24 protein-coding genes are annotated in these 23386 nt (G+C 66.7%); 11 read left to right on the top strand and 13 right to left on the bottom strand.

Going from position 1 to position 23386, the window contains the following annotated elements; all coding sequences use genetic code 11:
- The 6 genes from G6N31_RS02615 to G6N31_RS02590 are packed head-to-tail and all read right to left on the bottom strand — an operon-like array spanning position 1 to position 6748.
- Complete coding sequence (locus G6N31_RS02615) at positions 1–858, bottom strand: MlaE family ABC transporter permease (RefSeq protein ID WP_098003348.1); 858 nt, start codon at positions 856–858, stop codon at positions 1–3.
- A gap of 11 nt (positions 859–869) precedes the next feature.
- Positions 870–1679: an MlaE family ABC transporter permease gene (locus G6N31_RS02610; protein WP_098003347.1), complete on the bottom strand. Its 810-nt coding sequence runs from the start codon at positions 1677–1679 to the stop codon at positions 870–872.
- Positions 1679–2845 carry a thiolase C-terminal domain-containing protein gene (locus G6N31_RS02605; RefSeq protein WP_098003346.1) on the bottom strand — a complete coding sequence of 389 codons (1167 nt, stop codon included), beginning with the start codon at positions 2843–2845 and terminating at the stop codon, positions 1679–1681. The genes G6N31_RS02610 and G6N31_RS02605 overlap by 1 nt, the downstream gene beginning before the upstream one ends.
- Positions 2842–4017, bottom strand: coding sequence for an OB-fold domain-containing protein (locus G6N31_RS02600; RefSeq protein ID WP_098003345.1), 1176 nt, complete (start codon positions 4015–4017; stop codon positions 2842–2844). The genes G6N31_RS02605 and G6N31_RS02600 overlap by 4 nt, the downstream gene beginning before the upstream one ends.
- A 35-nt stretch (positions 4018–4052) precedes the next feature.
- Complete coding sequence (locus G6N31_RS02595; protein ID WP_098003344.1) at positions 4053–5261, bottom strand: CaiB/BaiF CoA transferase family protein; 1209 nt, start codon at positions 5259–5261, stop codon at positions 4053–4055.
- Positions 5261–6748 carry an aldehyde dehydrogenase family protein gene (locus G6N31_RS02590; protein ID WP_098003343.1) on the bottom strand — a complete coding sequence of 496 codons (1488 nt, stop codon included), beginning with the start codon at positions 6746–6748 and terminating at the stop codon, positions 5261–5263. Before G6N31_RS02590 ends, G6N31_RS02595 begins: the two co-directional genes overlap by 1 nt.
- 317 nt (positions 6749–7065) lie before the next feature.
- Here G6N31_RS02590 and G6N31_RS02585 point away from each other — a divergent pair, with 317 nt between their 5' ends.
- From G6N31_RS02585 to G6N31_RS02565, 5 genes are all read left to right on the top strand, one after another.
- Positions 7066–7767, top strand: coding sequence for an SDR family NAD(P)-dependent oxidoreductase (locus G6N31_RS02585; RefSeq protein WP_098003342.1), 702 nt, complete (start codon positions 7066–7068; stop codon positions 7765–7767).
- A 54-nt stretch (positions 7768–7821) separates the two neighbouring features.
- Entirely contained in the window at positions 7822–8682 is an 861-nt protein-coding gene (locus G6N31_RS02580; RefSeq protein ID WP_098003341.1) for a mycofactocin-coupled SDR family oxidoreductase, read from the top strand.
- 48 nt (positions 8683–8730) lie between these two features.
- Positions 8731–8925 carry a ferredoxin gene (locus G6N31_RS02575; RefSeq protein ID WP_098003340.1) on the top strand — a complete coding sequence of 65 codons (195 nt, stop codon included), beginning with the start codon at positions 8731–8733 and terminating at the stop codon, positions 8923–8925.
- Positions 8926–8987: 62 nt separating this feature from the next.
- Positions 8988–10358, top strand: coding sequence for a cytochrome P450 (locus tag G6N31_RS02570; RefSeq protein ID WP_098003339.1), 1371 nt, complete (start codon positions 8988–8990; stop codon positions 10356–10358).
- An 82-nt stretch (positions 10359–10440) separates the two neighbouring features.
- Positions 10441–10878 (top strand): hypothetical protein, encoded by a 438-nt coding sequence (locus G6N31_RS02565; RefSeq protein WP_098003338.1) that lies wholly within the window; start codon positions 10441–10443, stop codon positions 10876–10878.
- A 19-nt stretch (positions 10879–10897) separates the two neighbouring features.
- On the opposite strand, the gene G6N31_RS02560 is transcribed toward G6N31_RS02565, so the two are convergent.
- Genes G6N31_RS02560 through G6N31_RS02535 form a run of 6 tightly spaced genes read right to left on the bottom strand, consistent with a single transcriptional unit; the run spans position 10898 to position 17382 of the window.
- On the bottom strand, positions 10898–12109 hold the full coding sequence (locus G6N31_RS02560) for a DUF1214 domain-containing protein (RefSeq protein WP_098003337.1): 1212 nt from the start codon (positions 12107–12109) through the stop codon (positions 10898–10900).
- Positions 12096–12902 carry a sugar phosphate isomerase/epimerase family protein gene (locus G6N31_RS02555; protein WP_098003336.1) on the bottom strand — a complete coding sequence of 269 codons (807 nt, stop codon included), beginning with the start codon at positions 12900–12902 and terminating at the stop codon, positions 12096–12098. The genes G6N31_RS02560 and G6N31_RS02555 overlap by 14 nt, the downstream gene beginning before the upstream one ends.
- On the bottom strand, positions 12899–14065 hold the full coding sequence (locus G6N31_RS02550; protein ID WP_098003335.1) for a sulfotransferase family protein: 1167 nt from the start codon (positions 14063–14065) through the stop codon (positions 12899–12901). Before G6N31_RS02550 ends, G6N31_RS02555 begins: the two co-directional genes overlap by 4 nt.
- Positions 14062–15189, bottom strand: a complete 1128-nt coding sequence (locus tag G6N31_RS02545; RefSeq protein ID WP_098003334.1) for an LLM class flavin-dependent oxidoreductase — start codon at positions 15187–15189, stop codon at positions 14062–14064. Before G6N31_RS02545 ends, G6N31_RS02550 begins: the two co-directional genes overlap by 4 nt.
- Positions 15190–15211: 22 nt before the next feature.
- The gene (locus G6N31_RS02540; RefSeq protein WP_098003333.1) at positions 15212–16387 is read right to left on the bottom strand and encodes an acyl-CoA dehydrogenase family protein; all 1176 of its coding nucleotides are present in this window, start codon (positions 16385–16387) and stop codon (positions 15212–15214) included.
- Complete coding sequence (locus tag G6N31_RS02535; protein WP_098003332.1) at positions 16387–17382, bottom strand: acyl-CoA dehydrogenase family protein; 996 nt, start codon at positions 17380–17382, stop codon at positions 16387–16389. The genes G6N31_RS02540 and G6N31_RS02535 overlap by 1 nt, the downstream gene beginning before the upstream one ends.
- A 247-nt stretch (positions 17383–17629) precedes the next feature.
- Between G6N31_RS02535 and G6N31_RS02530 the strand changes: the two genes are divergently transcribed.
- The 4 genes from G6N31_RS02530 to G6N31_RS02515 are packed head-to-tail and all read left to right on the top strand — an operon-like array spanning position 17630 to position 21234.
- Positions 17630–18775 carry an amidohydrolase family protein gene (locus G6N31_RS02530; RefSeq protein WP_420090583.1) on the top strand — a complete coding sequence of 382 codons (1146 nt, stop codon included), beginning with the start codon at positions 17630–17632 and terminating at the stop codon, positions 18773–18775.
- 19 nt (positions 18776–18794) lie between these two features.
- The gene (locus G6N31_RS02525; protein WP_098003331.1) at positions 18795–19937 is read left to right on the top strand and encodes an amidohydrolase family protein; all 1143 of its coding nucleotides are present in this window, start codon (positions 18795–18797) and stop codon (positions 19935–19937) included.
- A 3-nt stretch (positions 19938–19940) separates the two neighbouring features.
- Positions 19941–20330, top strand: coding sequence for a Rieske (2Fe-2S) protein (locus G6N31_RS02520; RefSeq protein WP_098003330.1), 390 nt, complete (start codon positions 19941–19943; stop codon positions 20328–20330).
- 31 nt (positions 20331–20361) lie between these two features.
- Positions 20362–21234: an alpha/beta fold hydrolase gene (locus tag G6N31_RS02515; RefSeq protein ID WP_179964256.1), complete on the top strand. Its 873-nt coding sequence runs from the start codon at positions 20362–20364 to the stop codon at positions 21232–21234.
- A gap of 31 nt (positions 21235–21265) precedes the next feature.
- Here the strand turns inward: G6N31_RS02515 and G6N31_RS02510 are convergent, their stop codons facing one another.
- Positions 21266–21742, bottom strand: a complete 477-nt coding sequence (locus tag G6N31_RS02510) for a hypothetical protein (protein WP_098003328.1) — start codon at positions 21740–21742, stop codon at positions 21266–21268.
- A gap of 20 nt (positions 21743–21762) precedes the next feature.
- Between G6N31_RS02510 and G6N31_RS02505 the strand changes: the two genes are divergently transcribed.
- Positions 21763–23055: an NADH-ubiquinone oxidoreductase-F iron-sulfur binding region domain-containing protein gene (locus G6N31_RS02505; RefSeq protein WP_098003327.1), complete on the top strand. Its 1293-nt coding sequence runs from the start codon at positions 21763–21765 to the stop codon at positions 23053–23055.
- An 8-nt stretch (positions 23056–23063) separates the two neighbouring features.
- Positions 23064–23357: a ferredoxin gene (locus tag G6N31_RS02500; RefSeq protein WP_165776240.1), complete on the top strand. Its 294-nt coding sequence runs from the start codon at positions 23064–23066 to the stop codon at positions 23355–23357.
- Positions 23358–23386: the final 29 nt, after the last annotated feature.

Raw genomic sequence — 23386 nt, 5'->3', positions numbered from 1 at the left:
CTAGCCCGACAGGTTGAAGTTGCCGTTGGAGCCGTAGATCGACAGTGACACCAGCAGGGTCACGGAGACCACGACCACCAGAGAGGTCCGTACCGCGTTGCCGACCGCCGCCCCCACACCGGACGGCCCGCCGGAGGCGAAGTAGCCGAAGTAGGTGTGCACCAACAGGATCGCGATGGCCATCAGAATGGCCTGCAAGAACGACCACAGCAGGTCGATCGGGTTGAGGAACGTGTCGAAATAGTGGTTGTAGAGGCCGCCGGACTGACCGAACAACACCACCGTGGTGAACTGCGAGGCCAAGAACGACAGGATCACCGCGATCGAGTACAAGGGCGTGATCGCCACCATGCCGGCCACGATCCGCGTCGAGACCAGATACTCCACCGGCCGGATCCCCATCGACTCCAGCGCGTCGATCTCCTCGTTGATCCGCATCGCCCCCAGCTGCGCAGTGACTCCGGCCCCGAAGGTCGCCGCCAACCCGATCCCGGCCACCACCGGCGCGGCGATGCGCACGTTGATGAACGCCGCCAAAAAGCCGGTCAGCGCCTCGATCCCGATATCTCCCAGCGACGAATAACCCTGGATCGCCAACGTCCCACCGGCGGCCAGCGTCAGAAACCCGACGATCACCACGGTGCCGCCGATCATCGCCAACGTGCCCGCACCCATCGAGATCTCGGCGATCAGGCGGATGATCTCCTTGCGAAAGTGCACCGCCGCGTGCGGAGTCCCGGCCAGCGCCCGGCCGTAGAACAACGTGTGATCACCGATGCGCGACAACCAGTCCACCGGACGGTTGGCGTTCTTGATCAGCCGCGGGAACCGCGACCGCAACACCGTGGAGGTACCCATGCCCTACCCCTCTAGCCCGTCGTCATCCGGATGCCGATGGCGGTAACCACCACGTTGATCACGAACAGCGCCATGAACGCGTACACCACCGTCTCGTTGACCGCGTTACCGACCGCCTTTGCGCCACCGCCGGTGATCGTCAGACCGCGATAACACGCCACCAGGCCGGCGATCAGCCCGAACAGGGCGGCCTTCACACACGAGATGATCACCTCAGGCACCCCGGTCAACAGCGTGATACCCGCGGCGAATGCCCCCGGATTGACGTCCTGGACGAACACCGAGAAGAAGTAACCGCCCAGGATGCCGATGATCACCACCAGACTGTTCAACAGCAAGGCGACCAGGCCGGCTGCCAGCATCCGCGGCGTCACCAGACGCTGCACCGGGTTGATGCCCAGCACTTCCATCGCGTCGATCTCCTCACGGATCGTGCGCGATCCCAGATCCGCGCACATCGCCGTGGCCCCCGCACCCGCAACGATCAACACCGTCACCAACGGCCCCACCTGGGTCACCGCGCCGAAAGCCGCGCCCGCGCCCGACAAATCGGCCGCGCCCAATTCGCGCAGCAGAATGTTCAACGTGAACGACACCAGCACGGTGAACGGAATCGCCACCAACAGCGTCGGAGCCATCGCCACCCGCGCCACGAACCAGCACTGCTCCAAAAACTCCCGCCACTGAAACGGCCGCACGAAAATGAACCGCACCGCGTCCAGCGCCATCGAAAAGAAGCCACCGACAGCCTGCATCGCCCCCGAGAGTCCGTTCGGCAGCGCGATGCCCGTCGACCAACGCTCCGGCCCTTTAGCCGCCATCAGCGAGGCCCTCCTGGTCCTTCTAAGATCGTCACTGCCGACACCGCCGTCGGGCCGCCGATCGTGTGCGCCAATCCGATTCGCGCATTGTCGACCTGATTGGCGGCCTCGCCACGCAGTTGTTGAAACAACTCGACGCACTGTGCCACACCGGTGGCCCCCGGCGGGTGACCTTTGGACTTCAAACCGCCGCTGGGATTCACGGGTAGTGCGCCACCGACCGTGGTCACCTCCGCTTCGAGAAGCTTGTAGGCCCCCAACCGTTCGGCGAATCCGAGGTCCTCATAGCTCATCAGCTCGATGCCGGTCAGAAAGTCATACACCTCGGCGACATCGACATCGGCCGGTGACAGCTCCGCCATCGCGTAGGCCTGCTTGGCCGCGCGCGCCGTCGCCGGAAAGCTGACCATGTCCGGCTTGTGCTGGTGCATGACTGAGTCCAGACCGAGCCCGACACCGCGGATCCACACCGGGCGGTCGGTGAACCGGTCGACGACGTCCTCGGCCGCGATGACGACCGCTGCGGCACCGTCACTCTGCGGCGCGCAGTCGTACAAACGGAACGGGGTCACCACCGTCGGTGCGTTCAGTGCCTGCTCCATCGTGATCTCAAAGCGCAGCCGCGCCTTCGGGTTGTTGACGCCGTGGCGGTGGTTCTTCACCGCCACCATGGCTAAGTGTTCTTCAGTTGCCGGAGATTCGTGGAGATATCGGCGAACATGCAGAGCGAACCCAGCCGGGGCGACCAGGCCCAGCGGGTAGTCCCAAGCCATGTCGCGCACCATGGCCTCCCATTCCCACAGCATTCCGGCCGACGTGGTGTCCCGTAGCTTGTCCGCGCCGATCACCAGGACGACGTCGCACGCTCCCGAGCCGACCGCGAACAGTGCGTTGCGGATGGCGTCGTGTCCGGTGGCGCAGGAGTTCTCCACCCGGCTCACCGGCAACTCGACCAGGCCGAGCGTGTCGGCGAGAATCCCGGAGGGAAAGCCGTCGGCGGTGCCCATCGCGCCGATCCAGGCGGCCTGCAGATCCGTCTTCGCCAGGCCCTTGTCGACCGTTGCGGCACACGTCGAATACGCCATCGGGATCAGATCCTTGATGCCGAGTGCGAAATGCTCGCCGAACGGCGTCATTCCTGCGCCGACGATCGCGGCCCGCCTCATGCCGCGCTCGTTTCCGGCTCGAACGCGTAACCGTAGTCCGGAACGCCCGAGCGCACCGCGATCCGACGGAGCGCGAGCCGGCCACGGTCGCCGATGTCGACCGTTCCCGGCGGCACCCCGGTCACCTTGACCAGCGCGCGCACCTCGACATCGTCGAGCTCGACGATGACCAGCGAGTACGGCGTCCGCAGGCCGGGCACCGGCAGGTGCACCGTGGTCTCGGTGTACACCGTCCCGGTACGCGGCAGCGCCACCAGTTCGTAGTCGGTGGACAGCGCACCGTCCGTGTTCACCCGGAAGCGGGGCGGAAAGTCCAGCTCGTCGGAGCCGGCGAATCGCCCGGCTTCCCAGCGGACCTTGGCCTCGAACGCGCGCTCGTAGGCCGCCAGCGAGATCGGGATGTCTCCGTCGGCGACGAGTTTCCCCTGGGGCACCGGACGCGGCTCGGGCTCGCGACGCTGAATCTGTGCCACTCCGCCGGTCACGGTGAGCCCGGACAGGATCGCCTGTTCCACCGCGACCAGCGGACCCGACACCCCACGCTCGGCCAGACCGGCCAGGGCGAACAGGCTGGCACTCGCACCCGAGGTCGGCAACGCCGGCGGATCACCGAGGCACAACTCGGTGGCGCGCTGGTGCTCGACGCCGGCGATCGCGACCGGAGTGTCCAGCCAGGCCGCAGCCAGCGACGCGATCAGGCCCCGCTCGTGCAGCAGCCGGGGATCGCCGTAATCGTGGATGTCACCGGTGGCGTCGCGGGTGCGGACCGGCAGGCTGCGCGCGACCCGCGCCGCGGTGCGCACCTGCAGGCCGCGTTCGGCCGTCACGATCGCCGCTGCACCGGCCGGCTGCAGGTCGGCCCCGATGATCAACGTCCGCGGACGCGCCGAACTGACCGCGTCGACGGTGGCCGGAGCACCGCCGAGCCTTTCGTCGACCTCCAGTTCGGGATCCAGCCCGAGACCGGCGAGCAGTACTGCCGCATTGCTGCTCTCCAGCAGCGGCAGGTCGCGGCTGACCAGCACCACCCGCTCCACCGCGACGCCGCCGGTCAGGGCCGCCCGCCCGGCCTCCACGGCCATCGTGACGACGTCTTCGTCGTCACCGGCCACCCGGTGCAGAGGCGAACCCCAGCACGGCAGGTAGGTGCCGATGGACGTGACGAAGGGCATGCAGGTATCTCCCAGCGAGGTGTGATGGTTGTGCGTCAGGTGACGGCGCCGGCCGTCTTCAGCTCGATGATGCGGTCCCAGTCGAGGCCGAGCTCGACCAGGATGTCGTCGGTCTGTTCGGCGAAACCGGGGGCAGGCCCCGACGTGGGCGCGGAGACATCGAACTGGACCGGGTTGGCCACCAGTTCCAGTTCGCCCGCCTGCACCAGGTATTCGTTTGCGCGCACCTGCGCGTCCGCCGCAGCTTGCAGGGTGTCCTGCACAGGAGCCCACGGCCCCGCCAGGGTGGCGAACCGCTCGCTCCACTCGGCCAGCGGACGCTTGCCCATCGCCTCCGTGAGGATCTCGGCGGCTTCGGCGGTGTGCTCGGCGAACGATTCCGCCGAGGCGAACCGCGGGTCGTCGACCAGATCGTCGAGCTCCATGTGTCTGCACACGTCGGCCCAGAATTTGGTGGGCTGCATCATCACGAAGGAGATGTAGCGGTCGTCGGCGGTCGGATAGAGACCGACCAACGGATTGATCGGTGAGCCGTGCACGCCCGGCGGGAAGGCTTCCATCCGCTCGTTGAGGTGGTTGGTCAGTGCGACGGTGTGCCCCAACGCCCACAGTCCGCTGCCCAGCAGCGACACATCGACAATCGACGGCTCACCGGTGCGCTCCCGCTTCAGCAGCGCCGCGGTGATGCCGCCGGCGAGGTTGGTGCCCGAAATGGTGTCCCCATAGGCGGGCCCCGGGGGACCGACCATGCCGGGCGTGCCCGGCGGGGTGATGGTGGCGGCCGTACCGGCCCGGCACCAGAATGCGGTCATGTCGTAGCCGCCCTTGACCGACTCCTCGCCGCGTGGGCCGAGCGCGCTGCCGCGCGCGTAGATGATCGTCGGGTTGACCGCGCGGATGTCGTCGACGTCGATGCCGAACTTCCGGCGATGGCCGGGCAGGAAGCTGGTCAGGAACACGTCGGCGCGGCGGGCCAGTTCGAGCAGGACCTCCCTGCCCTCGGGCACCGACATGTCCAGCCCGATACTGCGCTTGAGTCGATTGGCATGTTCGATGTTCGGGTTCGGGTCGCCCTCGACCCGCAGCAACCCGGTCTGACGTAGGCCCCGCTGCGGGTCACCCGTCACGGCATGCTCGACCTTGACGACGTCGGCTCCCCATTCGGCCAACACGGCGCCGGCCGACGGGACGAAGCCGTACATGGCGACCTCGAGGACGCGGATCCCCTCCAATGGCTTGGACATCACTGCACCACCGTCGCGAACGTCTTGGACTCCAGGAACTCCTCCAGCCCGGCCCTGCCCATCTCGCGGCCGATCCCCGACTGTTTGAATCCGCCGAACGGGCTGTCCGGACTGAAGTAGTTGCCTCCGTTGATGGAGAACGTGCCGGTACGGATCCTGCGTGCCACGGCCAGGGCACGGTCCTGGCTGCCGAACACCGCACCCGAGAGCCCGTAGATCGAGTTGTTGGCGATGCGCACCGCATCGTCGTCGTCCTCGTAGTCGATGACCACGAGGACCGGCCCGAACACCTCTTCCTGCGCGATCTCGCTGTCGGGGTCGACGTCGGCCAACAGGGTGGGTGTGTAGAAGAACCCGGGATCGACCTTCTCTCCGCCGGTCACCAACGTGGCACCGGCGGCGACGGCGCGCTGAACCATCGCGTCGACCTTGTCCCGCTGTTTCTCACTGATCAACGGGCCCATATAAACGGACGGATCAGCTGGATTTCCCAGACGGACCATCGCGAAGTTGTTCTTGATCAGCTCGACGATCTCGTCTCGATGCTTCCGGGGTACGAGCAGGCGCGAGGTCAGCGCGCAACCCTGCCCGGCGTGGGTGACCATGCTGAACGCCGAGAACAGCGCCGCGGTGCCAAAGTCGGCATCGTCGAGCACGATCGCGGCCGACTTGCCACCGAGTTCGAGGAACACCTTCTTCAGGGTCTCGCTGGCCGCAGCCATGATGGCCCGTCCGGTCGGGGTGGAGCCGGTGAAGGTCACCATGTCGACATCGGGGCTGGTGGTCAGCGCGGCACCGACGGCCGGGTCGGCACCGGAGAGCACGTTGACCACACCGGCCGGGATGTCGGTGTGCTCGGCGATCAGTTCGCCGAGCGCGAGCGTGATCAGCGGGGTGTCCGGGGCGGACTTGAGTACCACGGTGCAGCCGGCGGCCAGCGCGGGAGCCAGCTTGGCCAGGGCCAGTTGGTTCGGGTAGTTGTACGCGATGATCGCCGCAACCACCCCGGCGGCCTCTTTCTCGACCCACCGGTGATGCTGCATTCCGCGGCTTTCCATGGTGCCGAGGTCCTCGGTCATCGGATAGGTCTGCAGCAGGTCGGCGTAGTACCGCACGATGTCGATCGGTTGGTCGAGCTGGGCTCCTTGGCACAGCGCCTCGGTCGCGCCGACCTCGGCGATGGTCAGCGCGGCCAGCTCGTCGCGGTGCTCGCGCAGTGCGGCGTGCAGCTGCTGCAGGCACCGGACCCGCAGATCGACGTTCGTGGACCAGTCGGTGGTGTCGAACGCCCGCCGGGCGGCGGCCACCGCGGCCGCGGCGTGTCCCTCGGTGGCGTCCGGGGCGTACCCGAGCAGCCGGCCGCTCGCGGGATTGAGCGACGGAAACGTCCGGTCTGTCTCGACCAGTTCACCGCCGATCAGCAGCCGGCGCGCGACGGCGCCTTCGCCTCGTCCTTCGGTGGCCGGGATCGTGGCTGCTTCCGACATCTTCCTCCTCGCAGAGTCACCTCGACATCTGCATTGATCTGGGTTTATGTGATGGAAACTGCATTCTCATCCCCGGCGAATCATACATTCGCCTGATGAGAACTCAAGGAAATGACGGGAACCGCTTCTGCCAGCAGAAAACGGTGCGACAATCGTCGGCCGGACGTCTCACGGATGACAACAGCACACCGCTCATGTCTTGCAAGCACGCGCTGTGCGAGAGTACGGTTCTCATAATCGGAAGGATGATTCTTGATGACCGTGGAGACCCCCGCGCTTCCCGCTGACCGCGCCGAGGACACCGCCGGAGACCGCGCGTGAGAACCGGTGTCGTGACGGGCGGCGCCTCCGGCATCGGCGCCGCGATCGCCGAGCGCCTGCGCGCCGACGGCCTGCAGGTGGCCACCATCGACCTGAATCCGGGTGACGAGAAGTTCGCCTATGCCGCCGACGTCACCGACCGCGCCGCGATCGACGCAGCGTTGAAGGACATCCGCGCCGAACTCGGTCCGGTCACCGTGCTGGTCAACGCGGCGGGCATGGACCGGTTCAAGAAATTCACCGATCTGACCTTCGAGGACTGGCAGAAGGTCATCGACGTCAACCTCAACGGGGTGTTCCACTGCGTGCAGGCCGTGTTGCCCGACATGATCGAGGCCGGCTGGGGACGCATCGTCAACATCTCCTCATCGAGCACCCACTCCGGCCAGCCGTTCATGGCGCCGTACGTCGCGGCGAAGTCCGGCGTGAACGGGCTGACGAAATCGCTGGCCTTGGAGTACGGCCCGTACGGCATCACCGTCAACGCGGTGCCGCCGGGCTTCATCGACACCCCGATGTTGCGCAAGGCCGAGAAGCGCGGGTTTCTGGGGGACACCGACAAGCAGATCGAAGCGACGCCGGTGCGCCGGATGGGGCGTCCCGAGGACATTGCCGCCGCGTGCGCCTTCTTCATCTCCGAGGAGGCCGGCTACGTCACCGGCCAGATCCTCGGCGTCAACGGCGGCCGTAACACCTGACTCAGACGCGCAGTAAGACAAACACCCCGCGGACATCGAAAGGAACACCACACTATGGGACGCGTTCAGGGGAAGGTCGCCTTCATCACCGGCGCCGCGCGTGGGCAGGGACGCAGCCACGCGGTTCGGCTCGCCGAGGAGGGTGCCGACATCATCGCGGTGGACTTCTGCGAAGACCTCAGCACCGTCGGCTATTCGATGGCCACCCCCGAGGATCTCGAGGAGACCGCGAAGCTGGTGGAGAAGACCGGTCGGGGCATCGTCACCGCGAAGGCCGATGTCCGCGACGCCGCCCAACTGCGCACCGCGCTGGAGGCGGGCCTCGCGGAGTTCGGCAAGCTCGACATCGTGGTGGCCCAGGCGGGTGTCGCTGCGATGAAGGGTCAGCCGCCGATGCAGGCGTGGACCGACGGCATCAACACCAACTTCGTCGGCACCATCAACGCCATCCAGGAAGCGTTGCCACACCTGCAGGAAGGTGCGTCGATCATCGCGACCGCGTCGGCCGCCGCCCTGATGGACGCCCACAACAAGCCCAACCCGGGGAATGACCCGGGCGGCATGGGTTACATGGTGTCGAAGCGCCTGATCTCCGAGTACGTGCACTACCTCGCCACCGAGCTGGCCGTACGCGGCGTCCGGGCCAATGTCATCCACCCCACCAACTGCAACACCGACATGTTGCAGAGCGAGCCGATGTACCGGTCGTTCCGGCCGGATCTCGAAAAGCCCACTCGCGCCGACGCCGAGCCGGTCTTCGGGGTGCAACAGGCCATGAAGATCAATTACATCGAACCCGAGGACATCAGCAACGCGGTGCTGTGGCTGGCCTCCGACGAGTCCCGCTACGTCACCGGGATGCAGCTGCGTGTCGACGCCGGCGGCTATCTCAAGTGGTACGACTACCACGTCTGACGTGCCGCGACGGAAGACAGACCGCAAGAGGGTGGAGAAGGAGAAGCCGTGAAGGTTCGGGTTGACTCGGAGCGCTGCCAGGGTCACACGCTGTGCTCGATGATCGCGCCGGATTCGTTCGAGCTCAGCGACATTGACGGCACCGCATCACCGGTCAACGAGATCGTTCCTCCCGATCAGGAGGACGCGGTCCGCGAGGCTGTGCAGTCGTGCCCGGAACAGGCCATCTCGATCGAGGAATAGCCCGCGCAGAGGGTCCGTTCGCGGATCTGCCACAACGGAAACGAAAGCACAGGAGACGAGCCTTGAGTGTCGACGACGTCGTGAGCGGCACCGCCGACGACAGCCGCAAGCGCAACACCTACTACTTCGACAGGCACACGCCGGAGTACCGCCTGCAGTTCGAGAAGATCACCGAGGAGATGCACACCAAGTGCCCCGTCGCGTGGTCGGAGACCTACGGCGGTCACTGGGTGGCAGCCGGCAGCAAGCAGGTGTTCGAGCTGGCGCGCTGCCCCGCGGTATCCAATCACCACGACATCTCAGGCGAGACGCCGTATCAGGGCATCACCATCCCGAAAGCCAGTCGCGCCACCGTGGTTCGGGGCGGCATCCTGGAGATGGACGAACCGGAACACAGCGCCTACCGCAGCGCGCTGAACCCATATCTGTCGCCCGCGGCGATCAAGCGCTGGGAACCGTTCATCGACGAGATCACCCGGGCCGCGCTCGACGAGCACATCGAGTCGGGGCGGATCGACTTCGTCGACCATCTGGCCAATGTCGTTCCCGCGGTGCTGACGCTGGCGATGATGGGCATCGACCTGAAGAAGTGGAACGTCTACAGCGAGCCGACGCACGCGTCGGTCTACACGCCCGAGCACGCGCCCGAGCGGGAGAAGATCAACGAGCAGCACCGCGAGATGGGCATCGATCTCATCAACAACATGATGGAGATCCGCGAGAACCCGCGGCCCGGCCTGGTGAACGCATTGTTGCAGCTGCGCATCGACGGCGAGCCGGCGCCCGACATGGAGATCCTGGGCAACCTGGGTCTGATCATCGGCGGCGGTTTCGACACCACGACGGCCCTTACGGCGCACGCGCTGGAGTGGCTCGGTGAGCACCCCGACGAACGGGAGCGGCTGAGCCGCGAACGCGACTCCCTGTTACACCCTGCCACCGAGGAGTTTCTGCGGTTCTTCACGCCCGCCCCCGGGGACGGCCGGACGTTCCACGAGGACGTCGAGGTCGAGGGCCAGCAGTTCAAGCAGTACGAACGGCTCTGGCTGTCCTGGGCGATGGCCAACCGCGACCCGTCGGTGTTCGACCAACCCAACAAGGTGATCCTGGACCGGAAGGGCAATCGGCACTTCAGTTTCGGTATCGGCGTCCATCGGTGTGTCGGCTCCAATGTGGCGCGCACGGTGTTCAAGTCGATGCTGACCGCGGTGCTCGACCGGATGCCCGACTATGTCTGCGATCCCGCGGGAACCGTGCACTACGACAGCATCGGCGTGATCCAGGGCATGCGTAATCTGCCTGCGACCTTCATCCCAGGTAGGACGCTGGGCCCGGGTCTGGACGAGACCCTGGACAAGTTGCAGCGCATCTGCAACGAGCAGGAACTGGCGCGTCCGATCACCGAGCGCAAGGAACGTGCGGTCATCGACTAACTGTCCCGATCCGGCCCGACATGCGCGCCGGAAGTGGTTCGATGGGTGCGGTCGGCGGCTGGCAGAAAGGGCGGCACAGGGCATGAAGCTCAGCAGGATCGGGGTCGTGATGGCCGTGCTGGTCGCGCTGGCGACCCTGCTGGCGCCGCCGTCGCCGGCGCAGATGAAGTTCGGCAACTACGACCTGCTGACCAACCGCTACGACCGGGCGTCGTGGTTCTGGTTCGTCGCGGTGTGTCTTCCGGAGGTGTCCACCGACTGTGTCGATGTCGGCGGTCGGCCGCGGTTGGCGTTCTACGCTCGCTACGACGCCAAGGCCTATCTGGTCGACGGCCGCTATTCGTTCACCGTCGATGTGCCCGACGGCCTGCGCTGCCCCGGTTACAACATGCCCACCCGCGACACCTATTCGTGGGATGCGGTGACGCTGGTCGGCACCATCGATTCGAAATTCGACGTGGGCTGCTTCAACGGCCCGCCCGGAAGCCAGTTCTGGACCTTCAAGCTGCAACGCCTCTAGTCCGGTTCACAGCAAGGATTCACAACAGGGCATAGCGCCGGCGAATCCCGTGGAATCGCGCCCACATCTGCACGCGACGTTCCTCGGGTGTCACCGTCACTGTCTCCGGCGGTAAAACTTCGCCTAGTTCATCGCGCCGAACCAGTCGGGCGGTCAGAGTCGCCGGCGCTCCGTCGAGCATGTGCCGGTAGGTGAGGTTGCCCCGTTCGAAACCCTGGGTGTCCAACCAGTTGTGGTAACCGGGGTCGTCGTGGGCGAGCACCAGACGCACCGTGCCGTCGGCGTCGACGGCCGTCCGACTCGGGGTGTAGCTCACCGGGCGGTAGAGAAAGTCCATGCTGGTGAAGAACACGCCCATGTTGGTCAGCATCCACAGACCGTCGTGGGCGGGGAACTCGACGACCAGAGCCTCGTACGGCCCGAGGCGCCAGTGCATGTTCGCCGCCGCCCGCCCGCGCTTGACGTCTTCGGCGTCGGCATGTGCGCTCGGAAAGCGATTGGGATGATCGGACTCGACTCCTCCGTGAGCGAACGGGAACTCGGGCCAGTCCCCCATCATCCCGGTCAGGAAGTCCCCAGCCCATGCGATCGCGTCGACCATCTGCGCGCTCGTGGGCAACGGTCGCGGTGTCGTCATGTCGAGCCGTTCGATCTGCATCCGGGCCGGAACGTCGTCCCACGAGTCGAAACCCTGCCGGACGAACAGCTTCCGCGACCCTGCCGTGGTCGGTAACCAGTTCGGACCACGTTCGGGCCCGCCCACATAGATCTCGAACGTGCCGTCGGCAGCGGTCTTCAACTGCTCGCCCGACAGGTTGGCCTCTGGGACGTCGCCGAACGGTTCGTGCAACACACCCGGCCCGTCGGGGCGAGGTCCCTGCACCGTGATGTTGAGAAACGGTGCGGTGCCCCGCTTACCGACAATCCGATAGTGCGACTGCCCGTCGATCCAGGCCTGCTGGTAGGTGAAGTCCGCACAGTCTCCGCCCAGCTTGCGGTTCGGTCCGCAGAAGGTATGCAGGCTCGGGTAGCGCGTGTCTCGGGACTCCAGGGCGAGATCGAAGGCCTGCCCAAGGTTCTGGGTGAGGAACCGCATGCCGTCGGCCCGGTGCGGGTCGCTACCCGGATTCTCGTTCTTGAACACCTGCTCTCCGGCGGCTTTGAGGCGGTCGCAGAACACCGTCCACGCCTCGCGCAACTGCGCGTCGGCGGAGCCGTCACCGAAGCCCATCACCGCTCCCGCTCACCCGCTCCAGTATCCCCGAGGCCACCTCGCAGGCGCGTCGGGCTGCGGTCAACCGGCCTTCGGCATCGATGCGCGGACCGATCAACTCGAGATCGAAACCGTGCCGATAGCCGAGCGACACCGCCTGCGCGATCAGGGCTTCGAGCGGGATCGCACCGTCACCGGGAACCGCGCGGGCGGGCAGGGCGCGATCGCCCAGCACATAATCGCTGAGCTGGATCATCTCGGTGCGCGGCATGGCACGCGCGAACAACGCGGCCAGGTCCGCTTCGGCCCAGCAATGGAAGAGGTCGATGCATACTCCGACCCCGGCCTGCTCCGCCAGCGCGACGGTATCGGCCAGCGTGTGCGCGATGTGGATGTCGGCGTAAAGGCTCGACGCGTTCTCGATGGCCAGTGCGACACCGGCCCGTTGGGCGTGCTCGACGCAGGGCGCCACGGCCTCGCAGAAGCGGGCCGCGGCCTGCTCCCAGGTCAGGTCACCGCGCCCACCCGTCAACATGTAGACCACGCGGGCGCCGGCGGCTGCGGCGCTGTCGATCACCCGCATCAAACCGTCGGTCGTGCCGAAGAGATGGTACACCGTCTCGACCGCATAACCCTGGGCGGCAACCGCTTTCGTCAGCACCGGATCGTTCAGCTCGGCGTCGATCAGGCTGAGCCTGGCCACACCGAGCGCTGCCCAGTACGCGCGCAGTTCGTCAGCAGGGGCGCCGAAGAAGGTGACGTCGTGCACGGAGAGTCTCGCGTCGACGCCATGTCCCGCCGCGCTGCTCACCGCTTCTCCACGGGCACGCCGAAGCGTTCCCGGAAGGGCCGGAACTCCTCGTGCAGTGCGTCGAGGTCCTCGCCGATGTCGGTGAGCACACGCGTCGAGTACTCGAACTTCCCGTGCCGGTCCCCCTTGTTGGTCGCCAGGTAGGTACGCATCTTCGCCTCGGCGTCACCCGTCAACTCGCGCCCGCAGAACTCGTAGTAGGCGCGGACGGTTTGCACGGGGTCGGCGACGAAATCGAGGTAGCGCACGTGCATGATGCGCGGATCGTCGACCATCGGGTGCGTCATGGTGTTGGCGATACTGGCCCGGGTCAGGTCCAGATGCAGCCTCGCCGCGGCCTTGAGGTCCACCTCGCCGACGATGCCGTCGGCGATGTCGGCCATCATCATCGTGCGCGACGCCGCCACCTGCACCGGGTCGCGGTGCAGCCACAGCAGGGTGGCGTCGGGATAGGCCGCGAAGAACTCGGGCAGCCGAAATCCGTGGAAGCCTTTGAGCACCCAGCGTTTACGCGGACGACGGTACTGGAGCGCCGCGAGCATGCCGCGGTGGATGCGGTATTGCGCGGCCGCGTCGGTCGGCAGGCCGCCGACGACCGTCGGCATCGGTACCCGCCACCACGCGGTCGGCGTCATCACCCGGAAGTCGAATGCCCAGGTGCGTTCGTCCTCGGGCAGGCCGTCGCCGAGCATGTCGTTGTAGGGGTGGCTGTGCAGCCATTTCGGCAGTGCCGCGTTGATCTCGCGCCAGTCGGCGTCCGCACGCGCCCTGCGGCGATCATCGGAGCCGGTGGCGCCCGGCGGCGGTGACGGGTACATCACCTCCCAGAATCGCAGTGCCCGGTTCTGCGGGTCCACCGACATCAGTGCGTGCATCAGCGTGGTGCCCGAACGCGGCTCGCCGGTGACGAACATCGGCGCCTCGATCACCTCGTCGGCGAGCGGGAATCGGTTGCGATCCTCGAAGAACTCCAACCGGGTGGTCAGCAGCCACTCGCAGACCTCGGCGGCGCGCCGCAGGCCCGGCTCGCCCATACCCAGGCCGTTCAGAAGATCGACGGCCAGCCCGAAGCGCTGCTCGAACGTGGGATCCCCCCACTCGGACAGCCCGGTCAGACCCCGGACGCGGGACAGCAGTTCGGCGGCGTCGAGTGCGGCGCTCATCGGCCGTCCCCGCACAGGGTGAGCAGTTCGTCCTCCGCGGCGCGCACGTACTCGGCGGATGCGGCGGCGTAGTCGAGTCCGGCCATCGCGCCGTAGTCGAGGATCTTGGGCACCCGCAGGCCGGCGTCGACGTAGTCCATGACCGTGCGCGCCACCTGCTGCGGCGTGCCGTGCGGCGCGACCGCGAGGATCATTTCGGGTTCCACCCGGCCGAGGAAGTCCAGGATGCGCTCCCTGGTCAGCGTCGCCGGGTCGATGTCGTGGAAGCCCCGCCAGTCGGGCCCCATCGGATGGACGAACCCGAACCTCTCCAGCACCGGTGCGGAGACCTGCAGCAGGAACGACTTCACCAGCGGCGCTTGCAGGATCTCGGCGAGCGCGTCCTCGTCGCGGCCCATGAAGCTCACCTGGATGTAGCACGGGGTGATCGCCATCGGGTCGCGGCCCGCAAGCTCCGCGGATTGCCGTACCACCGCGAGCTTTTCGGCATAGTCCTCCGGCGTCCACGCTCCGGTGGGCCACCATCCGTCGGCGTAGCGGCCGGCGATCTCGAGGGATCGGGGACCGCTGGCGCCGATCCAGATCGGCGGGGTCTTCCCGCCGTAGGGTTCGGTGTCGAGGCGCGCGTGTCGCAGGGTGAAGAATTTGCCGTCGAAGTCGACGGGTCCTTCGCTGTCCCACAGCAGGCGAATGACCTGCAGCGCTTCCTCGAAGCGGCTGACCGGGCGGCTGAAGTCGAACCCGTACGGCTCGATGTTCTCCTTCTCGCCGCTGCCCAGGCCGAGGATGAAGCGGCCGGCCGACAGGTGGTCGATGGTCAACGCGGACTGCGCCAGCAGCGCCGGGTGCCGGCGTACGGTGTCGACAACGCTGGTGACCAGCGGCACGTTCTGCGTGCGGACCGCCGCGGCCGCCGCGACGGCCATCGCGTCGAGGTGGCGGTGCGGTGACGGCGAGGCAACCGCAAGGTCGGTGAACTCCGGGGTCCAGATCGAGTCCGGCCAGAAGCTGACCATGTGGTCGGGCAGCCAGATCGAGTGATAACGGCCGCTGTCGAGCTGGTCGAGCCCGGACAGGTCCAGCGGCAGCGTGGTGCGTAGGAACGCTGCCGGTTGGACCTTCACCTGAGGCGCTCCCGATCCGTCGTCACCGCCGCGGCAACCCGAGCACTTGCTGGGCGATGATGTTGCGTTGAATCTCCGAGGTTCCGCCGGCGATGGTGCCACCGAAGCTGCGGCAGTACCGCTCAAACCAACTGGCGAAGTAGTGGTCCAGGTTCATGTGCTCGTACGGGCCGGAGGTTGCGGGGTGTACCAGTCCGTCAGGCCCGGCGGATTCCAGCGCCAGCCCCTCGATGCGCTGTTCGGCCTCGGCGCCGAGCAGTTTCGGGATCGACACCGACGCGACGTCGACCTCACCGCGCGCCGCCTTGGCGATCCCCACCGATCCCAGCAGGCGCAGCGCCTCATAATCCATGATGCTGGTGGCCAGCGCATCCCGCTCGAGCGGGTTCTTGGGTTGAAAGTCGGCGATGCAGTTGGCGATCCGGTCGGCGAAGCCGAGCCACATCATGGTTCGCTCGTGCCCCAGCGAGCCGTTGGCGACGCCCCAACCGCCGTTGAGCGGGCCGACGAGGTTCTCGACAGGGACGCGCACGTCGGTAAAGAACACCTCGTTGAAGTCCAGGTTCTCAATTCCGGTCATGTCGGCGAAGGGCCGGCATACCACCCCGTCGAGGTCGGTCGGGATCAGCAGCACACTGATGCCCTTGTGCTTGGGCGCATCCGGATCGGTACGAACGAAGGTCAGCAGGAAATCGGCGTCGTGAGCGCCCGAGGTCCACACCTTCTGCCCATTGACGACGAAGTGGTCCCCGTCTCGGACCGCTTTGGTGCGCAACGACGCAAGGTCGGAGCCGGCGCTGGGCTCGCTCATCCCGAGCGATGCGGTGCGCTCGCCGCGCAACACCGGGACCGCCCATCGATGCTTCTGCTCGTCGGTGCCGAACGTCAGCAGCGACGCAGCGATGATATTGACGCCCTGCGGGTTGAAGCTGTGATAGATGCGTCGCCGGCACAGTTCCTCGGCGTGCACGAAGGTCTGCAGGACCGAGGCGTTGCGTCCGCCGAACTCCGGCGGTTGGGCCGGCAGCAGCCATCCGTTGTCGAAGAGCAGCCGCTGCCAGTCGCGCGCCCACTGTGGCATGTGGGACACCGACCGTGGACGCTCCAGCGTCTCGGCCGCAGAAGGGGTGTGCTCGTCGAGAAAAGCAGAGAACTCGGCGCGGAATTCCTCGACGTCGGAATCGAAAGCGAGCTGCATCAGATATCCCTCCCGTATTCCTCCGCGATCATCGCCCGGTGCTCGGCAGCTCCGCCGAGCAGCAATTCACCCGCCTTGGCCCGCTTGAGCGCGAACTGCAGATCGTTCTCCCATGTGAAGCCCATGGCGCCGAACAGCTGGATGCCGTGCCGGAACACCAACGATTGACACTCCCCTGCCGAAGCTTTGGCCATGGCCGCCGCGAGCCGTCGGCGCGGGTCGTCCGCGGCGATGGTCAGCGCCGCGAAGTAGGACAGCGCTCGAGCCCGTTCGATCGCCACGAACATGTCGGTCGCCTTGTGCTGCACAGCCTGGAAGGTGCCGATCGCGACCCCGAATTGCTGGCGGCTCTTGGCGTGCTCGAGCACCAGGTCGAGGACGCGTTGGCAGGCGCCCACCATCGTGATCGCCATGCCCATCAGGGCCACGTGGTGCGCGCGCTCGGTGTCGGCCGGCAGCCGGTCGGCGTCGCTGACCTGCGCGCCCACAAAGGACACCTCCGCGACATGCAGCACCGGGTCGAATACCTCGACGCGCCGGGTCACTGCCTTGCTCGCATCGACGACGAAGACGCCGGCGGGCGTGACCACGGCGAGCCGGTCGGCGCGGTCCCCGTCCAGCACGAAACGGTCGGTTCCGGACAGCACCCATCCCTGTGCGTCGCGGTTCGCGGTGACACCGGAATAGACGGCCGTGCCCGCTCCGCTCGAGTCGTAACGATCCCCGACCAGCGGTGCGAACTGGCTTAGCGTGGCCAGAAACGGGGTCGGGTCGGTCGCCCGACCGAGTTCCTCGAGCACGATCGCCAGCTCGACGGCGTTCTCCGGATCGGTCAGCTCGGTCCACCCCGCATCGAGGTAGCTCTGCCACAGCGGCGTCGGGTCGACGCCGTTCTCCGCGATGTCGCGGATCAGCGAAGCCGGGCATTGTTTGGAGACCGCGTCACGTACGGTCTCCTGCCACAGCCGCTGATCAGCATCGAATTCGAGTAACACCCGTGCGCCTCCTCGGACCGGCAGTCCGCTGAGAATAGCATTCTCACTTCCGGTGTCCGCGTTCTCGCCATACGCGTATCCATTATCGCGCCGAAAGTGCTGAGCAAGCGATCAGCATCGACTTCTACCAGCGTGAATGATAAGCGCTGCGCTTGAGAACAGAATTCTTGCTTATGAAGAACAACGATCTACACTGGGGTCATCGACGGTCGCGCCCTCGACCGCGGAGAGCAAAGGATCAGGCTGCGTGAAGGAATTCGGTGACGGGTCCGGTGGCTTTGGTGACACGGCTACCGCCACCCCCGTCCGCATCCCCGTCATAGATGCCAGCGTGCACATCTTCTGCGAGTCCAACAAGGACCTGCGAAAGAAATTCTTGCGGGAACCGTTCCGCAGCCGCGGTTTTCCCGACTATGAGATGGACTGGTACGGCGCCCCCGGCGGCGAATACGCCGACCGCACCGGCGGCCCCGACGGCCAGTACCCGGGGTCGGACCCGGCGGTGGTCGCCAAACATTTGTTCGCCGACCGCGGAGTCGACATCGCGATCCTGCACCCGATGACGCGCGGCATCATGCCCGACCGCCACCTGGGCACCGCGATCGCAGCGGCGCACAACGAGATGATGGTGACCCGGTGGCTGGACCACCCTGAGTTCGGTGAGAAGTTCCGCGGCACCCTGCGGGTCAATCCCGACGACATCGCCGGCGCGCTGCGCGAAATCGAGCGGTACCGGGACCATCCGCGCATCGTGCAGCTCGGTATCCCGCTGCAATCTCGCGAGCTCTACGGCAAGCCCCAGTTCTGGCCATTGTGGGAGGCCGCCGTCGACGCCGGACTGCCGGTGGCGGTCCACTTCGAGGTCGGCTCCGGGGTGATGCTGCCCCCGACGCCCAACGGCCTCACCCGCACCTACGAACAGTTCGTCGGCTTCACCGCGCTGAACTTCCTCTATCACCTGATGAACATGATCGCCGAAGGAGTGTTCGAGAGGACGCCCGCGTTGAAGTTCGTGTGGGCCGACGGCGCGGCCGACATGCTGACGCCGTTCATGTGGCGGATGGACTGCTTCGGCCGGCCCCATCTCGAGCAGACCCCGTGGGCGCCGAAGATGCCCAGCGACTACCTGCCGGGCCACGTCTACTTCGTCCAGGGCGCGCTGGACGGACCGGGGAACGTCGACTTCGCCGGCGAATGGGCGGGATTCACCGGCAAGGACGACATGGTGATGTACGGCTCGAGCTACCCCCACTGGCAGCTCAACGAGCTGTCGGTGCCGAAAACCTATTCTGACGAACAACGCGACAAGTTGTGCTGGCGCAATGCCGCGCAGCTGTACGGCATCGAAGTTCCCGCAAGTCCGTCCGTGTCATCTGCGACTGCGGCACAGTAGAGGTAACCAGGAGGCGATCATGACCGTTACAGCCAATCCACGGGTACCAGCCGCCGAACGCACCGCCGTGCGGTGCGTGGACTCCGACGTCCACCCGACGCCCCGTCGCGGTGAGCTGACCCAGTACATCCCTGAACCCTGGCGCAGCAAGTACTTCCTCACGCGCCGGGTCGGCGAGCAGATCTACTACGACGCCCCCGACTACGCCCATTCCTACGCCATGCGGGTGGACACCTTCCCCCCGGACGGTGAGTTCGCCTGCAGCGATCCCGATCTGGCGTTCAAGCAGCTGATCATGGAGGCCGGCGCGGACATCGCGATCCTGGAGCCCGCCGCCTATCCGGCGCGGTTGCCCGAGGCTCAGCACGCGATGTCGGTCGCGCTCAACGAGTGGCAGGCCAACCACTGGCTCGACAGCCACAACAACTGGCACGAGCGCTGGCGCGGGTCCATCTGCCTGGCGATCGAAGAACCCCAGGACAGCGTCGCCGAGATCGAGCGTTGGGTCGGCCATCCCTACATGGCGCAGATCCTGATCAAGGCCGAACCCCGACCCTCCTGGGGCAACCCGAAGTACGACCCGATCTGGGCCGCCGCAGCCAAACACGACATCCCGGTGAGCTGCCACCTGTCGCGCAGCCACTATGACGAGCTGCCGATGCCGCCCGTCGGTCTACCCAGCTACAACCATGACTTCATGGTCACCTACTCGCTGCTGGCCGCCAACCAGGTGATGAGTCTGATCTTCGACGGCACGTTCGACCGCCACCCGAACCTGCGGATCGTGTTCGTCGAGCACGCGTTCACCTGGATCCTGCCGCTGATGTGGCGGATGGACGCGCTCTACGAGGCCCGCAAGTCCTGGCTGGAGATCAAGCGCAAGCCCAGCGAGTACGTCAAAGACCACATCAAGTTCACTACCCAGCCGCTGGATTACCCCGAGGACAAGACCGAATTGACCCGGGCCTTCGAGTGGATGGAGTGCGAGAAGATCCTGCTGTTCTCCAGCGACTACCCGCACTGGACGTTCGATGATCCGCGCTGGCTGGTCAAGCATCTGCCCGAGCACGCCCGCGAGGCGGTGATGTTCCGCAACGGCATCGAGACCTACAAGTTGCCGGACACCGTCCCGGCACTCGAAGGTCAGGTCCGGGTCTTCTAGGACATGGACAAGGACAAGACGCCCCGCCTCGCTCAGGGGCGGGAACACGTCGTCGCCACCGTCGACGAGATTCCGCCGGGCACACACAAACTCGTACCGATCGGCAGGCACGGTGTCGGCGTGTACAACGTCAACGGCACGTTCTACGCGATTGCCAACTACTGCCCGCACGAAGGTGGCCCGCTGTGTGCCGGCCGCGCCAGGGGCCGCAACATCGTCGACGAGAGCGTCCCCGGCAATGCGGTGATGGTGCGCGACATGGAGTACATCTACTGTCCGTGGCACCAGTGGGGATTCGAACTCGCCACCGGAACCACTGCGGTCAAGCCCGAGTGGAGTATCCGCACCTACCCGGTCCGGGTCGTCGGTAACGACGTCCTGGTCCAGGCCTAGCCCGCTCGCGGACCTGACAATCGGAGAGACGTTGACCAACAAGTCAATCGAGATCAACGGCGGCGACGTCGTCTATGAAATCCTGGGCAACAAAGGCGATTTGATCGTCCTGACGCCAGGGGGCCGGTTCAGCAAAGACATTCCCGGGCTCCGCCCGCTGGCCGAGGCACTGGTCGAGGGCGGCTACCGGGTGCTGTTGTGGGACCGGCCCAACTGCGGCGCTTCCGACGTGCAGTTCTACGGTGAGAGCGAATCGCACATGCGCGCCGAGACCCTGTACGGGCTACTCACCGCGCTCAGGACCGGCCCGTGCATCATCGCCGGTGGCTCCGGGGGTGCGCGCGATTCGATGCTGTTCACCATGCTGCACCCCGAGATGGTCACCAAGCTGGTGGTGTGGAACATCGTTGGCGGGGTGTACGGCAGCTTCGTGCTCGGCGGTCACTACGTCGTTCCCAGCATCCTCGCCGTGCGCGGGCTGGGCATCAAAGGTCTGCTCAGCGTGCCGGAGTGGCGGGAACGTATCGCGCAGAACCCCGGTAACGAACAACGTTTCCTGGACCTGGACGCCGACGAGTTCCTGAAGGTGATGCGGCGGTGGCTCAACGCCTTCGTGCCGAAACCGGGACAGACGATCCCGGGCGTCGCCGACGAGATGTTCGACGACATCCGGGTGCCCACATTGATCATCCGCGGTGGCGAGAACGACTGGGACCACCCCAAGCGCACGTCCTACGAAGTGCACTGCCTGATCAAGGGTTCCACGCTGATCGACCCGCCGTGGCCCGAGGACGCCTGGGAACGCGCCGGCGAGAAGATGGCCGAGAGCGGCGGGAAGGACTTCTGCCTGTTCGACACGTGGGTGCAGGCAGCGCCGGCGATCCTGGACTTCCTGGGGCGGTGAGGTGATGAGCGCGCCGGTGCACTCCCCCGTCTCAGTCGGTCACGACGATACGGACCTCGCAGTTGGTCGACGCCTCCAGCGCGGTGTGGATGCGGCTTTCCGGAACGCGCTCGAGGTCGGCCTTGGCCAGCGTCACCGTGATGATGTCCCAACCGTCGCCGCCGGCCGTCCGGTCGACCACCCCGGCGAGACCGAACCCGGCGAGCACGCCGTATGCGTCGTCGTCGGTGCCGTGACTGACGAAGGTCAGCACACCCAGCACCGGGTCAGTCGGAAAAGCCTTGGCGCACAACTCGACACCGGCGGCCTGCAGCATCTTCGGGTCGTCGCCCCGCATCAGGATCTCCACCTCGCGGCGCTTGGGCGGCAGCGCGGCGAGATCGTTGACGATCACCTCGGCACCCGCTTCGGCGGCCAGCCGGCTCAGTTCGGTCATACCGTTGGTGAGCTGTTCGACGGTCAGCTCGCCGGCCAGATCCACGCCGACACGCACCACCGCTGTTCGCATGCAGGGAAGGGTAGCCGGAGATGAGTACGGCGATGAACACCGAACTGACGGTCGCCGCCTGGCCGGGCATCACACCACGGCTGCTGCGGCCGGGGCTGGACACCGAGTCGGCGCAGCAGTACCGCGCCGCCGGGGGCTACCGACCGTTGACCGACGTCGACGCGCTGCACGACGCGATCTCACAGGCGGGCGTCCTGGGACGCGGCGGCGCGGCCTTCCCGCTGGCGGTGAAGCTGGCCACCGTGCGACAGGCGGCGCAGCGGGGTGTGGACACCGTATTGGTGGCCAACGGCGAAGAGGGCGAGCCGGCTTCGGTCAAGGACCGCTGGTTGCTGCGGCACCGGCCGCACCTGGTGCTCGACGGCGTCCGCCTGGCCGCCCAAATCATCGGTGCCCGTCATGCACACGTCTACGTCTCCGATGAGCGTGCCGCCGTTGCGGTGCGGACCGCGCTCGACGAACTGACCCCGGAAGCGCTCGACGGGATCACTGTGAGCATGCTCACTGTCGCGCCCGGTTACGTCGCGGGCGAGGAGACAGCCGCGGTGCGGGCGATCAACGGCGGGCCGGCGAAGCCGACCGACAAGCCGCCGCGACCCTTCGAGGAAGGCGTGGGCGGCCTGCCCACCGCGGTCAGCAATGTCGAGACACTGGCCAACCTGCCCTACGTCCACCGCCATGGCGCGCCCACCTACCGGGAACTCGGCACCGAGGGCTCGTCGGGCACCTTTCTCGCGACGGTGACCGGGGGTGGCCGTCCACCGGGCCTCTACGAGGTGCCGTTCGGAGTCGCTGCGGCGGAACTGGTTGCGCTGCACGGGGTCGACACCGCGCGCGTCCAGGGCGCGCTCATGGGCGGGTACTTCGCGGGCCTGCTGGACCGGCGCGTCCTCGACGGCGCACTGGACCACGGATCGCTGCGCGACCTCGGAAGCGGGCTGGGATGTGGCGCGGTGTCGCTGATCACCGACGAGTGCCCCGTCGCGGTGGCCGCCTCGGTGCTGGCCTACTACGACCGCGAGAACGCCGACCAGTGCGGCTCGTGCTTCAACGGCACCGCGGCGATGGCCGCGGCAGCGTCCGCCCTGCGCGACGGTATCGCCGAGGCCGACGACCTCGCTCGCCTGCAGCGCTGGTCGGTCGTCCTGCGTGGGCGCGGTGCGTGCGCCACCCTCGACGCCGCCTGCAACATCGCTGCAAGCCTGCTCGCGATGTTCCCCGACGAGGTGGCGCGCCACCTGGACGGACAGTGCACTCGGTGCAGCGCGGGCGCTTTCACCGCCACGCGCCCTTTCGAAGTGGAGGCATCGTGACCGACAAGATGCGGATCAAGCTGGACCGGACGCTGTGCGACGGCTTCGGGATCTGCGCCCGGCACGCGCCCGAGTATTTCTCGCTCGACGACTGGGGTTACGCCGTCCTGGTCGGCGACGGCAACATCCCGGACGCGGATCGCGACGCCGTGCAGCGCGCCCTGATGGACTGCCCGGTGCACGCCATCCTGCAGATCGGTGAGCGCCGGCCCGACGAGAAGCCGATCCAGCCGGTGCGGGAGCCCGACCTCGAGCACCTGAAGACCGAGGACAACGAAGCGGAATGGGGATTCACCCGATGAGCGCTTGCGCGAAGAGGATTGAGACCCGA

The sequence above is a fragment of the Mycolicibacterium duvalii genome (assembly GCF_010726645.1).
Classification (GTDB): Bacteria; Actinomycetota; Actinomycetes; order Mycobacteriales; family Mycobacteriaceae; genus Mycobacterium; species Mycobacterium duvalii.
Note: the sequence above shows the minus strand (reverse complement) of the source record. Positions and strands in the feature narration are given on the sequence as shown.

Excerpts from the sequence above, each read along its gene's own strand:
- G6N31_RS02615 (WP_098003348.1), bottom strand. The coding sequence starts at position 858 with ATGGGTACCTCCACGGTGTTGCGGTCGCGGTTCCCGCGGCTGATCAAG.
- G6N31_RS02610 (WP_098003347.1), bottom strand. The coding sequence starts at position 1,679 with ATGGCGGCTAAAGGGCCGGAGCGTTGGTCGACGGGCATCGCGCTGCCG.
- G6N31_RS02605 (WP_098003346.1), bottom strand. The coding sequence starts at position 2,845 with ATGAGGCGGGCCGCGATCGTCGGCGCAGGAATGACGCCGTTCGGCGAG.
- G6N31_RS02600 (WP_098003345.1), bottom strand. The coding sequence starts at position 4,017 with ATGCCCTTCGTCACGTCCATCGGCACCTACCTGCCGTGCTGGGGTTCG.
- G6N31_RS02595 (WP_098003344.1), bottom strand. The coding sequence starts at position 5,261 with ATGTCCAAGCCATTGGAGGGGATCCGCGTCCTCGAGGTCGCCATGTAC.
- G6N31_RS02590 (WP_098003343.1), bottom strand. The coding sequence starts at position 6,748 with ATGTCGGAAGCAGCCACGATCCCGGCCACCGAAGGACGAGGCGAAGGC.
- G6N31_RS02580 (WP_098003341.1), top strand. The coding sequence starts at position 7,822 with ATGGGACGCGTTCAGGGGAAGGTCGCCTTCATCACCGGCGCCGCGCGT.
- G6N31_RS02565 (WP_098003338.1), top strand. The coding sequence starts at position 10,441 with ATGAAGCTCAGCAGGATCGGGGTCGTGATGGCCGTGCTGGTCGCGCTG.
- G6N31_RS02560 (WP_098003337.1), bottom strand. The coding sequence starts at position 12,109 with ATGGGCTTCGGTGACGGCTCCGCCGACGCGCAGTTGCGCGAGGCGTGG.
- G6N31_RS02550 (WP_098003335.1), bottom strand. The coding sequence starts at position 14,065 with ATGAGCGCCGCACTCGACGCCGCCGAACTGCTGTCCCGCGTCCGGGGT.
- G6N31_RS02540 (WP_098003333.1), bottom strand. The coding sequence starts at position 16,387 with ATGCAGCTCGCTTTCGATTCCGACGTCGAGGAATTCCGCGCCGAGTTC.
- G6N31_RS02525 (WP_098003331.1), top strand. The coding sequence starts at position 18,795 with ATGACCGTTACAGCCAATCCACGGGTACCAGCCGCCGAACGCACCGCC.
- G6N31_RS02520 (WP_098003330.1), top strand. The coding sequence starts at position 19,941 with ATGGACAAGGACAAGACGCCCCGCCTCGCTCAGGGGCGGGAACACGTC.
- G6N31_RS02510 (WP_098003328.1), bottom strand. The coding sequence starts at position 21,742 with ATGCGAACAGCGGTGGTGCGTGTCGGCGTGGATCTGGCCGGCGAGCTG.
- G6N31_RS02505 (WP_098003327.1), top strand. The coding sequence starts at position 21,763 with ATGAGTACGGCGATGAACACCGAACTGACGGTCGCCGCCTGGCCGGGC.
- G6N31_RS02500 (WP_165776240.1), top strand. The coding sequence starts at position 23,064 with ATGCGGATCAAGCTGGACCGGACGCTGTGCGACGGCTTCGGGATCTGC.